The following is a 14,159-nucleotide window of genomic DNA, read 5'->3' as shown; positions in this document are numbered from 1 at the left end:
CGTGGCTCGGCCGCGGGTGCCTCCTGGGGGCGCCGTCAGGTCGAACCGTCTGTGCTGTCAGCTCGACAGGGCGGGCACAGCGCCAGGTGTCCCCCGGTGCGAGGGCGTCGTCGGTCGGCCATGCCGGCAGACCGCCCGCCAGTGGATCGTCGGCCAGGGAAGATAGTGTCGACCGGGTAACCCCCCGTCCGCTCGGACGCGGGGCGCTCGTCGTGTCCTCACCTCGGAAGTGATCATGCCTGCGCTCACCGGACTCTTCGCCGCCGCCCTGGCCGACCCGGGTCTCGCCCGGGTCCGTGATCTGGCGCGCTCCGGTGCGGCCCAGGTCGACGGCCTTGACCTGACCGCTCCGGCGGCCCTGCGCCCGTTCGCCGTCGCCGCCGTCGCGGGGCGGCCCGCCGACGGCGGCGCGGGTCGACCGGTGCTCGCGGTGACCGCCACCAGCCGCGAGGCCGAGGATCTCGCCACCGCGCTGGGCGGCCTGCTGCCGCCCGAGCAGGTGGCGATCTTTCCCAGTTGGGAGACGTTGCCGCACGAGCGGCTCTCACCCCGCTCCGACACCGTCGGCCGTCGGCTGGCCGTGCTGCGCCGGCTCGCCCACCCCGACGCGACCGATGTGCACGGGCGCACCGGGCCGCTGCGGGTGGTGGTCGCGCCGGTTCGCTCGGTGTTGCAACCGCAGCTCAAGGGGCTCGGCGACCTCGAACCGGTACGGCTCGCCGCCGGCGACGAGGCCGATCTGGAGCAGGTGGTGCGCCGGCTGACCGACATGGCGTACGCGCGGGTCGACCTGGTCACCAAGCGGGGTGAGTTCGCGGTGCGCGGCGGCATCCTCGACGTCTTTCCGCCCACCGACGAGCACCCGTCCCGGGTCGAGTTCTGGGGCGACGAGGTGGAGGAGATCCGCACCTTCGCCGTCGCCGACCAGCGCACCATCGAAAAGGCCGCTCACCTGTGGGCACCACCGTGCCGGGAACTGCTGCTCAGTCCGGCGGTCCGCGAACGGGCCGCCACGCTGGCGCAGCGACACCCCGAACTCGCCGAGATCCTGGACAAGCTGGCCGGCGGCGTACCGGTCGAGGGGATGGAATCCCTCGCCCCGGCGCTGATCGGCGTCGACTCGATGGAGCTGCTGCTGGACTGCATGCCGGCCGGCACCCACGTGTTGCTCTGCGACCCGGAGCGCATCCGCACCCGGGCGCACGACCTGGTGCGTACCTCCGACGAGTTTCTCCAGGCGAGCTGGGCCGCCGCCGCCGTCGGTGGCCAGGCCCCGATCGACCTCGGCGCCGCCGCGTTCCGCACCCTCGCCGACGTACGCGCGTCCGCCGCGACGCTGCGCCAGCCCTGGTGGACGCTGTCCCCGTTCGGGCTGGCGGAGCAGGCGACCGCACCGGCGCGGCAGCCGTGGGAGGACGAGCCGGAGGCGGTCGACGTCACCCCCGACGACGCGATCGCGGTGGCCCTGGCCGCCCAGCCCGCACCGCTCTACCACGGCGAGACCGCCCGGGTGGTCGACGACCTGGTGCGGTGGGCGGGCGAGGGCTGGTCGATCGCGCTGGTCTTCGAGGGGCACGGTCCCGCCCAGCGGGCAGTGGAGGTGCTGCGCGACGGTGGCCTGGGTGCCCGGCTGACCGAGGAGGTGCCGGCCGCACCCGCCCCGGGCGAACTGCTGGTCACCTGCGGCAGCCTGACCGGCGGTTTCGTCGATGAGGCGGCCCGGTTCGTGCTGCTCACCGGCAGCGACGTTACCGGCGGCCGGGGCGCGTCGACCCGCGACATGCGCCGGATGCCGAGCCGGCGGCGCAACACCATCGACCCGCTGGAGCTGCGGGCCGGTGACCACGTGGTGCACGAGCAGCACGGCATCGGCCGGTACGTCGAGCTGGTGCAGCGCACCGTCAACGGCGCGTCCCGGGAATACCTGGTCATCGAGTACGCGGCGAGCAAGCGCGGGCAGCCCGGCGACCGGCTCTTCGTCCCCACCGACCAGCTCGACCAGCTGAGCCGCTACGTCGGCGGTGAGCAGCCCGTCCTGCACAAGATGGGTGGCTCGGACTGGCAGAAGTCCAAGGCCCGGGCCCGCAAGGCGGTCCGTGAGATCGCCGCCCAGCTGATCCAGCTCTACGCGGCCCGGAAGGCGTCCAAGGGGCACACCTTCGGCCCGGACACGCCCTGGCAGCGGGAGCTGGAGGACGCCTTCCCCTGGCAGGAGACGCCCGACCAGCTGGCCGCCATCGACGAGGTCAAGCGGGACATGGAGCAGAGCGTCCCGATGGACCGGCTGATCTGTGGCGACGTCGGCTACGGCAAGACCGAGATCGCGGTGCGGGCGGCGTTCAAGGCGGTGCAGGACGGCAGGCAGGTCGCCGTGCTGGTGCCGACGACGCTGCTGGTGCAGCAGCACTACAACACCTTCGCCGAGCGGATGAGCCAGTTCCCGGTCGCCATCCGGCAGCTGTCCCGGTTCCAGACGCCGAAGGAGGCCGAGCAGACCCTGGCGATGGCCGCCGACGGCACCGCCGACATCGTCATCGGCACCCACCGGCTGCTTCAGGCGGCCACCCGGTTCAAGTCGTTGGGCCTGGTCATCGTGGACGAGGAGCAGCGCTTCGGCGTCGAGCACAAGGAGCACCTGAAGGCGATGCGGGCCGCGGTCGACGTGCTGAGCATGTCGGCCACCCCGATCCCGCGCACCCTGGAGATGGCGATCACCGGGATCCGGGAGATGTCCACAATCGCCACCCCTCCGGAGGAACGGCATCCGGTGCTCACCGCGGTCGGTGCGCAGGACGACCGGCAGGTGGCCGCCGCCATCCACCGCGAGCTGCTCCGCGACGGCCAGGTCTTCTACCTGCACAACCGGGTCGAGTCGATCGAACGGACGGCGCGCCGGCTGCGGGAGCTGGTGCCCGAGGCCCGGGTGGCGGTGGCGCACGGCCAGATGGGCGAGGACGCCCTGGAGAAGGTCATGGTCGGCTTCTGGGAGAAGGAGTACGACGTCCTGGTCTGCACCACGATCGTGGAATCGGGCATCGACATCCCGAACGCCAACACGCTGATCGTGGAGCGGGCGGACCTGCTCGGCCTGGCCCAGCTGCACCAGATCCGCGGTCGGGTGGGCCGGGGCCGGGAGCGGGCGTACGCCTACTTCCTCTACCCGCCGGACAAGCCGCTCACCGAGCACGCCCACGAGCGACTGGCCACCATCGCCCAGCACACCGAGTTGGGCGCCGGCATGTACGTCGCGATGAAGGACCTGGAGATCAGGGGCGCCGGCAACCTGCTCGGCGGTGAGCAGTCCGGGCACATCGAGGGCGTCGGGTTCGACCTGTACGTGCGGATGGTCGGCGAGGCGGTGCAGTCGTTCAAGGGCGAGCGGCCGGAGGAGGAGAGCGATGTCAAGATCGATCTCCCGGTGGACGCGCACCTGCCACACGACTATGTGAGTGTGGAGCGGCTGCGCCTGGAGATGTACCGCAAGCTGGCCGAGGCGCGCGACGACGAGCGGCTGCGCGAGGTGGCCGCCGAGATGACCGACCGGTACGGCGAGCCACCCGCCCCGGTGCAGAACCTGCTCGCGGTGGCCCGGTTCCGGCTGCTGGCCCGGCGCTACGGCCTCACCGACGTCAGCATGCAGGGCAGGCACCTCCGGTTCGGTCCGCTGCCGCTGCCCGACTCCAAGCAGCTGCGGCTCAAGCGCTACCACCCGGACTCGGTCTACAAGGTGGCCCTCGACCAGGTCAGCGTGCCCCGCCCGACCACCCGCCGGTTGGGCGGCGAGCCCCTGCGCGACCAGGCCCTGCTCGAATGGTGCGCCCAGCTCCTCTCCGACGTCCTGGGCGCACCCGCCGGTGTCACCACTGCGTGACGGGCATGAGAGAGTGACCGACATGCGTGCTCGCCGTCTTGTCGCCGTCGCCAGCCTGGCGGTCGGTCTCGTCGCCCTGACCGGTTGCCGTTCCGAGCCCGGTGTTGCCGCCTACGTCGGTGACCACCGGATCACCGACGACGCGGTCACCGAGGTCATCGACGACGCGCGGGCGAAGAACCCGTCGCCGACCGAGGCCGACGCGACGGTGCCCGGCCAGGAGCCGCAGCTGCCCGGCCAGGAGCCGCAGCTGCCGGGGCGCAGCCAGGTGGTGAGCACGATGGTGCTCGGCGAGGTGTGCGAGCGGATCTCCGCCGCCGAGGGCTACCGGCCGCAGAGCCAGGTCGAGCCCGCCCAGGTGGCCCAGGGCATCGGCCTGAGCCCCGACACCGGGTACGTGCGGCAGGTTGCCGAGCTGTACACCTGCCTGTCCGGGATCCCGGCGGGTAGCCCGGTGGCGCCGACCGAGCAGGAGCTGATCGACCTGGTGGCGGCGGGCAAACGGGCCGGTGCCGTGCCGCCCGAGGTGACCGTCGAGCAGGCCGCCTCCCAGCTCGACGGCGACCAGCTGCGTCAGGCCCTGGCCACCCGCAACTCGCTGAGCGGGGCCGTCGAGGCGTACGACGTCACGGTCAGCCCCCGGTACCGGCCGCTGGTGTTCCCGGTGCTGAGCTTCACCGGGGAGGCCATCGCGGTGGGCGTACCGCTGGGTGAGCCGGGCTCCGACGCGGTCACCGACGTCTCCACCCCGAAGCCGCGACCGGCGGCGACCGAGCCGGCCGCCTCGACCGACGGCTGAGCGTGCCCCGGATCGTCCTGCTGGTCACCTCGCCGCGGTTGCCGGCCGGGTTGCTGACCGCGGCCGCCTGGGATGTCGTACGCGCCGCGCCGGTGCTGGCCGGGACGGAGAGTGAGCTGGTCACGGCGCTACGCTCGATGGATGCCCAGGTGCGGGTGCTCGACGGCCCGGCGGTGCCCGCGCTGCTGGACGCGGCGGCGGCCCACGACACCGTGGTCTGGCTGGCCGGCCCGGCCGGCGACGAGTCGCTGGCCCGGGAGCTGGGTCTGCGGCTGGCCCGCGAGCCGGGGCTCGCCGAGCTGGAGCTGATGTACGGCTCGTGGGATCCGCCGGGGGCCCGGTTGCTGGACGCCGTGGCGGTGCTGGACCGGCTGCTATCGCCGGGCGGTGACCCCTGGAAGCGGGCGCAGACCCATCGGAGCCTGGCGGGGTTCCTGCTGGAGGAGTGCTACGAGGCGTACGACGCGATCGCCGCCGGTGACACCGACGCGCTGCGCGAGGAGTTGGGTGACGTGCTGCTCCAGGTGGTGCTGCACGCCCGGCTGGCCGAGGAACTGCCCGAGGGCGAACGGTGGGACGTCGACGACGTGGCCGGTGGGCTGGTCGACAAGATGGTCCGGCGCAACCCGCACGTCTTCGCCGGTGCCGAGGCGGGCACGCTGGAGGAGATCACCGCCAGCTGGGAGCGGATCAAGCAGGCCGAGAAGGCGCGCGGCTCGGCGCTCGACGGCATCGCGGTGAGCCAGCCCGCGCTCGCCCTGGCCGCGAAGGTCCTGGAACGGGCCGACCGGGCCGGCATCACGGTGCCGCTGCCGCTGCCGGACGCACAGCCGGACGCCGAGGCCGCCCTTGGCGCCAGCCTGCTCGCCGCGGTCGCCCAGGCCCGCGAAGCGAATCTCGACCCGGAAGCGGCCCTGCGACGCACCACTCTCACCCACGCACAGACCATCCGCGCCACCGAACCCCCACCCGCCGCAGCCCGTTGATCACGAAGTTGGCCGGTCGGCCGGCGAACGTCCCCGCCCACGTGATGATCAACGCGGTGGAGGGCGGGTTAGGGTCGGGGGATGGAGGACTTCGGGGTGGTGGGGGAGCGGGTCGTCGAGGCGCTGCTGGCCAGTCGGCCGGGGCTGGCCAGAATGGCGGGGGACCATCGGTACGACGACCGGTTGCCGGACTTCTCCGCCGGCACGGTCGCGGGGGACCGGGCGATGCTGGTCGACGCGGCGAGCGTGCTGTGTGAGATCGACGCGGAGGCTCTCGATCCGGCGGAGCAGCTCGACCACGCACTGCTCGCCGCGCTGGTCGACCGGGAACTGTTCGAGCTCACCGAGATCCGGGCGCACGAGTGGAACCCGCTGGCGCACAACCCCGGCCCGCTGCTGCACGCCATCCTCGCCCGTTCCTACGCGCCGGCCGAGGTCCGGCTGACCGACCTGGCCGGGCGCCTGGCGGCCGTACCGGACGCGCTGGCCACCGCCCGGGTCACGCTGGCCGACATGCCCCGGATCCACGTCGAGACGGCGGTCGGGCAGTTCACCGGCGCGGCGGCGCTGGTCCGCGACGAGGTGCCGGCGCTGCTCGCGCAGGAGCCCGCGCTGGTCGACCGGATCGAACCGGCGGCCACCGCGGCGATCGCCGCCCTGGAGGAGTTCGTCGCCTGGCTGCGCGTCGGCCTGGCCGCCGACGCGGGACCGGGCCGCGACCCCGGTTGGGGCGGCGTCGGTGGGAGGCGCGGCTGTGGCACGCGCTCGACACCGAACTGGGTGCCGCCGAGATCCAGCGCCGGGCCTGGGCGAACCTCGACCGGGTGGGCGAGGAGATCCGCGCCGCGGCGGTCGAGCTGGTCGGCGGCGCGGCCGACGACGAGACGGTGCGCCGCGCACTCGACCTGCTCGCCGCCGAGCGGCCCGACGACCACACCATCGTGGAACTGGCCTCGATCACGCTCGACGAGGCGAGCGACTTCGTCCGCGCCCACGACCTGGTGACCGTGCCCGACGACCCGTGTGCCATCCAGGTGATGCCGCAGTTCGCCCGCGGTGTCGCGGTGGCCTACTGCGATGCGCCCGGTGGGCTGGAGACCGCCGACGTGCCGACGTTCTACTGCATCGCCCCCACCCCGGTGGACTGGCCGGCACACCGGGTGGAGTCGTTCTACCGTGAGTACAACGACCACATGATCCGCAACCTGACCGTGCACGAGGCGATGCCCGGTCACTTCCTCCAGCTCGCCCACGCCCGCCGCCACGCCGGCTCCACCCGGGTACGCGCGCTGACCCGGTCCGACCCGTTCGTCGAGGGCTGGGCGGTCTACGCCGAGGAGCTGATGGCCGGGTACGGCTTCGGTGGCCTACCGGTGCGGTTGCAACAGCTGAAGATGCAGCTGCGGATGACCCTCAACGCGTTGCTCGACCAGCTGGTGCACGCCGAGGAACTGCCCGAGGCCGAGGCGATGGCGCTGCTGACCGGGCGCGGTTTCCAGGAGGAGGGTGAGGCGGCCGGCAAGTGGCGCCGCGCGCTGCTCACCTCGACCCAACTGTCCACCTACTTCGTCGGCTACAGCGAGCTGGCGGGGGTCGCCGCCGCCCGCCCGCAGGGCGTCCCGTTGCGCGACTGGCACGACGAGATGCTCGCCCACGGCAGCCCGCCGCCACGCCACCTGCGCCACCTGCTCGGCGGGTGAGGCGCCGGGGTGCCGCCTTCGAGTCTTCCGGCCGGGTACCACCGGCGGGTGTCGAGTCCGGGTCAGGGGCCGGCCGGCCGGCGGTCCACCACGCCGGCGCCCGCCGGGAGGTCGAACACGGCGCCGTCGACCTGCTCGGCGTAGCGGCTCAACGCCAGCTCGACCGGCTGGCCGTCGAGTTGCCCGGTGAAGCTGCCCAGCGCGCCCTCCCCGGTCACGCAGGCGGTGAAGCTCTCGGCGCTCTGCCGCACGTCGACGCAGGTGGCGTGGTGCCCGGCGACGGTGCTGCTGCGTTCGGTGATGACCGCGCCCGGGTCCAGCGCGGCGCTGGTCAACCGACCCATCACCATCGGCGGGGTGACCAGCCCCTGCAACTCGGCCTCGGCGAAGACCACCACCGACGGCTTGCTGTTGGGGGCGGGGGGCGCATCGAGGGTGCAGACCGTCCGGTCGTCGTCGACGTCGCAGCGGGTGGTCGCCTCGTCGGTGACCGTCAGCTTCCCACCGGGCCAGGTGTAGCTGGACCGGGCCGGGTCCTGGGACTGGGCGAACGACGCGCGCTGCCCGCCGGGGATCTGGTACTCCGCCGAGTAGGTCAACTCCAGCGCCCGGTCCATCCGGGCGGCGAGCTCGTTGACGACGTCGGCCTGCCCCATGGCCCGTCCGGCGTCGCCCAGAGCCTGACAGCCGGTGACGGTGAGCAACGCGATGACCGACACGGCGAGCGTACGGAGGGTGGTCGAGGCGACGGGCATGGCGACTAGCCTGATCGATCGGGTCCCACTCGTGCAAACCTGTTGTCGGTTGACGCCCGAGAATCCGGGAATGTCCGACCCGTCGGATGTCGGAGCGTGGTCGTTGACCCGCCCGGTCGCCGTGCGGGCGGGCAAGGACCGATACGCTGCGTTCAACACCTGCCTCAGCCGCACCGTCGCGGCCCAGACCGGACGAGAGCACACGAACGAGGAGTGACTCAGTGGCAACCATCGAGGTAATCGAGGCTCGGGAGATCCTGGACTCGCGGGGCAACCCGACGGTCGAGGTCGAGGTCGGGCTCGACGACGGGACGATTTCCCGGGCGGCGGTACCCTCCGGCGCCTCGACCGGCGCCTTCGAGGCGATCGAGCTGCGCGACGGTGACAAGGGCCGCTACCTGGGCAAGGGAGTGGAGAAGGCGGTCGCCAACATCGAGGACCGGATCGTCGACCAGCTGATCGGGTACGAGGCGAGCGAGCAGCGGGCGATCGACCAGAAGATGCTCGACATCGACGGCACCGACAACAAGGCCGAGTTGGGCGCCAACGCCATCCTCGGCGTCTCCCTGGCGGTGGCGAAGGCTGCGGCCGGCAGCGCCGACCTGAGCCTCTTCCGCTACCTGGGCGGGCCGAACGCGCACCTGCTGCCGGTGCCGATGATGAACATCCTCAACGGCGGCGCGCACGCCGACAGCAACGTCGACATACAGGAATTCATGATCGCGCCGATCGGCGCGCCGAGCTTCCGCGAGGCGCTGCGGTCCGGTGCCGAGGTCTACCACGCGCTGAAGTCGGTGCTGAAGAAGAAGGACCTGTCGACCGGGCTCGGCGACGAGGGCGGCTTCGCACCGAACCTGCCGACCAACGCCGCCGCCCTGGATCTGATCGCCGAGGCGGTGGAGAAGGCCGGCTACCGGCTGGGCACGGACATCGTCTTCGCCCTCGACGTGGCCGCCACCGAGTTCTTCGCCGACGGCGGCTACACCTTCGAGGGGGTGGCCAAGAGCGCCGCCGAGATGAGCGAGTACTACAGAAAGCTCGCCGACGCGTACCCGATCGTCTCCATCGAGGACCCGCTGGCCGAGGACGACTGGACCGGCTGGCAGACGCTCACCGCGGCGGTCGGCGACCGGGTCCAGATCGTCGGCGACGACCTGTTCGTCACCAACCCGCAGCGCATCGCCCGGGGCATCGCCGAGAACGCGGCGAACGCGGTGCTGGTGAAGGTCAACCAGATCGGTTCGCTGACCGAGACGCTGGACGCGGTCGACCTGGCCCACCGGGCCGGCTTCAGGTGCATGATGAGCCACCGCTCCGGCGAGACCGAGGACACCACCATCGCCGACCTGGCGGTGGCCACCGGTTGCGGCCAGATCAAGACGGGTGCTCCGGCCCGGTCGGACCGGGTGGCGAAGTACAACCAGCTCCTGCGCATCGAGGAGGAACTGGCCGACGCGGCGCGGTACGCCGGGGCGGGCGCCTTCCCGCGTTACCGTTCCGCCTGACGTGCCGGACCTCGGGGGAGGGGTGTGATGCAGCAGCGCCGCACGCCGGGTGGTCAGCGGCCGGTCCGCCGGCCCGCCCGCGCCGGGCGACCCGGCACGGCCCGCGATGGCGGTGTCCGTGCCGAGTCGCGCGCCGCCGCCGGTCGTGCGCCGTCGGCCACCCGCGGCGCCGAGGCCGTACGCTCCGCCAGCGACCGGCCGCCGCCCGACGTGCGGCGGCCGGCGGCCCGGTCACCCGGCTGTCCGCACCCCGATCCCGAGGTCTCACCGGCCGGGCCACCGTGCTGTTCGCGGTGTTGATCGCGCTGGCGCTCGCCTACACCTATCCCGTCCGGGTCTACCTCGATCAGCAGGCCGACATCGAACGGATGGAGGCATCCCAGGCGGCCCAGCGGAAGACGATCGCCAAGCTGACCACCGAGGCGGAGAAGTGGCAGGACGAGGCGTACGTCGAGGCCAAGGCGCGGGAACGGTTCTTCATGCGCCGGCCCGGCGAGAAGATGCTGATCCTGCTCTACGATCCTGACGGTGCCGCCCGGGACGCGGGGGTCGGCGACGATCCGGCGAACCCGGTCATCCCCGACCCCTGGTACGACACCCTCTGGTCGAGCGTGCGGGCCGCCGACGCCAACCGGACCGACGACTGAGCACCGAGCACCGAACGAGAGATGGCACCGTGACTGTCGTACCACCGCGGGAGCCGGCGGCGGCCTCCGTACCCCCACCGGCGCGGGAGCCGGCCACCCCGGCCGACCTGGCGGCGGTGGCCGCGCAGATCGGACGCCCGCCCCGCGGCACCCAGGCGGTCGCGCACCGCTGCCCCTGCGGCCTGCCCGACGTGGTGGAGACGACCCCCCGGCTGGCCGACGGCACCCCGTTCCCGACGCTGTTCTATCTGACCTGTCCCCGGGCGACCGCCGCGTGCAGCCGGCTGGAGTCGGCGGGACTGATGAGGGAGATGGCCGAGCGGCTGGTCACCGACCCGGAGCTGGCCGCCCGGTACCGCGCGGCGCACGAGGACTACCTGACCCGCCGGGAGGCGATCGCCGAGGTGCCCGAGATCGCCGGCATCTCGGCCGGCGGGATGCCCGGCCGGGTGAAGTGCCTGCACGTCCAGCTCGGGCACGCGCTCGGCGCGGGGCCGGGCGTGAACCCGTTCGGCGACGAGACGCTGGACCTGGTCGAGCCCTGGTGGACGACGGGTCGCTGTGTCGACGCGCCGGAGGTCGGGTGAGCGCCGAGCCGGTGCCGACCGCGGCCGTGCCCGGTGAGGTGGTGCTCCGGCGGGCCCGGACCGCCGACGTCCGGGCGATCCGGCGGCTGGTCGACACCTACACGGACGATCGCCGGCTGCTCAGCAAGGCGACCGTGACGCTCTACGAGGACGTGCAGGAGTTCCGGGTCGCCAGCCGGGTCTCCGACGGCATGGTGGTGGGCTGCGGCGCGCTGCACGTGATGTGGGAGGACCTGGCCGAGATCCGCACGGTGGCGGTCGACCCGAGCTGCCGGGGGCAGCGGATCGGGCAGCGGATCGTCGCCGAGCTGATCGGGGCGGCGCGGGAGTTGGGGGTGGCCCGCATCTTCGTGCTGACCTTCGAGACCCGGTTCTTCGCCTCGTTCGGCTTCACCGAGATCGACGGCGCTCCGGTGCCGCACCCGGTGTACGAGCAACTGCTGCGCTCGTACGACGAGGGTGTCGCCGAGTTTCTCGACCTGGAGCGGGTCAAGCCGAACACCCTGGGCAACACCCGGATGTTGCTGCGCCTCTGACGCCAACGAGATCCGGCAGCTGCCCCACCCAACCCCTCGTCGATCATGCAGTTGTGGTGCCTCACAAATGCCCCGCGACGGGGCAATGAGCCCACCACAACTGCATGATCGGCGGAGGGCTCCGGGGGGAGGGGGAGGGGTCAGGCGCAGTATCTTGGGCTACACCCACATGCTGCTGGGTGGTGTGTGTGGTCAGCCGCGTGGGGCGCTTTCCTTCGCCAGCCCGACGAAGCTTGCCCAGGAGGTCGGCGTGAAGGTCAACGTCCCGCCGTCGCGGTCCTTCGTGTCACGCACGAGGACGACGCCGGTCAGGTTGTCCGCCACCTCCACACACGACCCACCGTTGCTGCCCGAGTAGGTCGACTTGCGCCACCTGGCACTTGTCATGTCCATGTCTGCGCCGCTTCTTTGATCAGTTCGAGGGACTGCCTGCGTGGGAGCGCCTCACCCCGAACCGCCTCCCAGGTCCGCTGAAGGGTGGCCAGGTCGTCGGTGTGGTTGACGATCTGCGCCCGGACCTGGTGGTCGAGGTGGGCCACCACTGAGCCGTCGCTCAGGGTGGCCAGGATGAAGCCTCGCTGCAACCCAGAGCAGATCCCCGTCTCCTCGGGCACCACGAGGATCTGGACGTGCGGCAGCTCGGAGATCTTGACCAGGTGTTCGATCTGTTCTCGCGTGATGTCGGGGTGGCCGTTGATCCCGCGCCGGAGCACCATCGCGTCGAGCACCGCCACCACCGGCACCGGCACGTCACGGGTGAGGATCGCCTGCCGGTCCAGCCGGGACGCGACCCGCTGCTCGATCTGGTCGGGTAGGAGCAGGCCGTCGTTCATGGTTGCCCGGGCGTACGCCTCCCTTTGGAAGACGCCGGGCAGGAACGCCGGCTCGTACCAGCGCAGTAGTGTCGCCTCGCGTTCCAGCTCGATCCACTCCCGGAGCCACGACGGTGTCTGCTCCAGCTTCGACAGCTCCCGGAGCATCCAGGTGAACCTGCCCTCCGCCGCCTCCGCATTGAAGGCCGGGTCGTGGGCGCGGTCGACGGCGAGCATGTAGTCCTTCGTGGGCGGCCGGCCGCCGGTCTCAACCGAGCTGGCGTGTGATCCGGAGTAGCCGATGACGCGGCCGAATTCGTCCTGGCTCATCCGGAGGTGAGCCCGGAGCAGGCGCAGTTCCTCGCGTACGTAGTCGATCGCGTTGCTCATCAATTCCTCACCTCTGCCCAATTCCGCCCGACGGCTCGTCAAGTCGGCCCTCTCGCTCCCGTGAACTGCACAGATGTCGCGAGCTGCCCGACGGTGGTCCTCACCGTCCTGCCGCAACGCCGACGCGGCACCCACCTACCCGAGTGGATGCGTGAGCCGACGCAGCCGTTGCCGCTTCCGCGCCCCGGCCGCCCCGGCTGGCTCACCCTCGGCCAGCAGTGGCGGGCAACCGGTGGACACAGATGATCACCACGAAGCTGGCAACGCCGGGTCGGGGGCCGCTCCGAGCACCCGCACGCCGCCGGGCCGAATGTCCCGCACACCCCCGTTGCGGCCGATGTGGTGCTGTCGGGTCGGCGGACAGCCCTGGCCCTGCGCTGAGGCGCGGCTCCTGCTCTGCGCCGAGTTCGACCGGAACCCCGCCGGCCTGGCGATCTACCTCGCCGGCCTGATGTACGAGGCCATGCGCGACCTCTACCACCTCAACCCGCATGACGGCCCCGAGCCCAAGGCGCTGTTCGACCGGTTGTCGGCTGGGCGCGGCGGAGACGGAACGCCGGGCGGGACGTGATCGGCGACTAGGCGTTGCGGGCGACGTGGCGCTGTAGGGTTCCGGCGTGACGACGCGCGTGGCCGCCATCGACTGTGGCACCAACTCGATCCGGTTGCTGGTCGCCGACCTGCCCGACCCGTCGGCCGGGCCGTCCGCGCCGCTGGTGGACGTGAGCCGACGGATGGAGATCGTCCGGCTGGGGCAGGGGGTCGACAGGACCGGCCGGCTGGCCCCGGAGGCGATCGAGCGGACGCGGGTCGCGCTCGCCGACTACGCCACCGAGATCGAGAAGTTGGGCGCCGAGCGGGTGCGGATGTGTGCCACCTCGGCCAGCCGGGACGCCGACAACGCGGCCGACTTCCGGGAGATGGTGGCGCAGACCCTCGGCGTCGCGCCCGAGGTGGTCAGTGGCGACGAGGAGGCCCGGCTCTCCTTCACCGGTGCGGTGCGCGGGCTGCCGGCCGGGGCCGCGTCGCCGTACCTGGTGGTCGACATCGGCGGCGGCTCGACCGAGTTGGTCGTCGGCAGCCGTGGCGGTGGTGTCGACGCGGCGATCTCGGTGGACATCGGCTGCGTCCGGATGACCGAGCGGCACCTGCACGGCGACCCGCCCGGCCTGGACGAGGTCGTCGCCGCGCAGGCCGACATCGCGGTCGCGGTGGACCGGGCGCTGGCCGCCGTGCCGGGGCGGGAGGCGGCCACGCTGGTCGGGCTCGCCGGTTCGGTCACCACCGTGGTCGCGATCGCCCAGGGGCTCACCGGGTACGACCCGGCCCGCATCCACCACGCCCGGGTGTCGTACGAGCGGGTGGCGCAGGTGACCGCCGAGCTGCTAACGATGACCCGTGATCAGCGGCTGGCCGTCCCGGTGATGCACCCCGGTCGGGCCGACGTGATCGGCGCCGGGGCGCTGGTGCTCCGCGTGATCATGGAACGGGCGGGCATGGCGGCGGTGGTCGCCTCCGAGCACGACATCCTCGACGGCATCGCCTGGAGCCTCGCCCGGCCCGTCTGACCG

Annotated in this window: 12 protein-coding genes and 2 pseudogenes; 11 read left to right on the top strand and 3 right to left on the bottom strand. The window is 72.4% G+C overall.

Going from position 1 to position 14,159, the window contains the following annotated elements; genetic code table 11:
* Positions 1-235: 235 nt before the first annotated feature.
* The 4 genes and pseudogenes from mfd (at position 236) to KIF24_RS25950 (ending at position 7,356) form a co-directional block, all read left to right on the top strand.
* Positions 236-3,871, top strand: a complete 3,636-nt coding sequence (mfd, locus tag KIF24_RS25965) for a transcription-repair coupling factor (protein ID WP_221086270.1) — start codon at positions 236-238, stop codon at positions 3,869-3,871.
* Between the two features lie 22 nt (positions 3,872-3,893).
* Entirely contained in the window at positions 3,894-4,670 is a 777-nt protein-coding gene (locus tag KIF24_RS25960) for a hypothetical protein (RefSeq protein WP_221086269.1), read from the top strand.
* A 2-nt stretch (positions 4,671-4,672) separates the two neighbouring features.
* On the top strand, positions 4,673-5,656 hold the full coding sequence (locus KIF24_RS25955; RefSeq protein WP_221086268.1) for a nucleoside triphosphate pyrophosphohydrolase: 984 nt from the start codon (positions 4,673-4,675) through the stop codon (positions 5,654-5,656).
* 81 nt (positions 5,657-5,737) lie between these two features.
* A pseudogene (locus KIF24_RS25950) lies at positions 5,738-7,356 on the top strand (DUF885 domain-containing protein).
* A gap of 62 nt (positions 7,357-7,418) precedes the next feature.
* Here the strand turns inward: KIF24_RS25950 and KIF24_RS25945 are convergent.
* Positions 7,419-8,111, bottom strand: a complete 693-nt coding sequence (locus tag KIF24_RS25945; RefSeq protein WP_221086267.1) for a hypothetical protein — start codon at positions 8,109-8,111, stop codon at positions 7,419-7,421.
* Between the two features lie 70 nt (positions 8,112-8,181).
* Between KIF24_RS25945 and KIF24_RS25940 the strand changes: the two genes are divergently transcribed.
* The 5 genes and pseudogenes from KIF24_RS25940 to KIF24_RS25920 all read left to right on the top strand — a co-directional run bounded on the left by KIF24_RS25940 (position 8,182) and on the right by KIF24_RS25920 (position 11,386).
* A complete protein-coding gene (locus KIF24_RS25940) occupies positions 8,182-8,328 on the top strand; it encodes a hypothetical protein (protein ID WP_221086266.1) in 147 nt (48 codons plus the stop codon).
* 4 nt (positions 8,329-8,332) lie between these two features.
* On the top strand, positions 8,333-9,616 hold the full coding sequence (gene eno / locus KIF24_RS25935) for a phosphopyruvate hydratase (protein ID WP_221086265.1): 1,284 nt from the start codon (positions 8,333-8,335) through the stop codon (positions 9,614-9,616).
* Between the two features lie 27 nt (positions 9,617-9,643).
* Positions 9,644-10,263: pseudogene (locus KIF24_RS25930) on the top strand (FtsB family cell division protein).
* A 29-nt stretch (positions 10,264-10,292) separates the two neighbouring features.
* Complete coding sequence (locus KIF24_RS25925; RefSeq protein WP_221086264.1) at positions 10,293-10,850, top strand: DUF501 domain-containing protein; 558 nt, start codon at positions 10,293-10,295, stop codon at positions 10,848-10,850.
* 26 nt (positions 10,851-10,876) lie between these two features.
* Positions 10,877-11,386, top strand: coding sequence for an amino-acid N-acetyltransferase (locus tag KIF24_RS25920; RefSeq protein ID WP_407940013.1), 510 nt, complete (start codon positions 10,877-10,879; stop codon positions 11,384-11,386).
* A 192-nt stretch (positions 11,387-11,578) separates the two neighbouring features.
* Here the strand turns inward: KIF24_RS25920 and KIF24_RS25915 are convergent, their stop codons facing one another.
* Together KIF24_RS25915 and KIF24_RS25910 are read right to left on the bottom strand one after the other, a co-directional pair.
* Positions 11,579-11,779 (bottom strand): DUF397 domain-containing protein, encoded by a 201-nt coding sequence (locus KIF24_RS25915; protein ID WP_221086262.1) that lies wholly within the window; start codon positions 11,777-11,779, stop codon positions 11,579-11,581.
* Positions 11,770-12,588, bottom strand: coding sequence for a helix-turn-helix domain-containing protein (locus tag KIF24_RS25910; RefSeq protein ID WP_221086261.1), 819 nt, complete (start codon positions 12,586-12,588; stop codon positions 11,770-11,772). Before KIF24_RS25910 ends, KIF24_RS25915 begins: the two co-directional genes overlap by 10 nt.
* Before the next feature lie 310 nt (positions 12,589-12,898).
* Between KIF24_RS25910 and KIF24_RS25905 the strand changes: the two genes are divergently transcribed.
* Positions 12,899-13,159 carry a hypothetical protein gene (locus KIF24_RS25905; protein WP_230415900.1) on the top strand — a complete coding sequence of 87 codons (261 nt, stop codon included), beginning with the start codon at positions 12,899-12,901 and terminating at the stop codon, positions 13,157-13,159.
* Between the two features lie 58 nt (positions 13,160-13,217).
* Positions 13,218-14,156: a Ppx/GppA phosphatase family protein gene (locus KIF24_RS25900; RefSeq protein ID WP_221087551.1), complete on the top strand. Its 939-nt coding sequence runs from the start codon at positions 13,218-13,220 to the stop codon at positions 14,154-14,156.
* Positions 14,157-14,159 lie beyond the last annotated feature (3 nt).

Origin of the sequence: Micromonospora tarapacensis, from assembly GCF_019697375.1 — a bacterium.
GTDB lineage: Bacteria > Actinomycetota > Actinomycetes > Mycobacteriales > Micromonosporaceae > Micromonospora > Micromonospora tarapacensis.
Note: the sequence above shows the minus strand (reverse complement) of the source record. Positions and strands in the feature narration are given on the sequence as shown.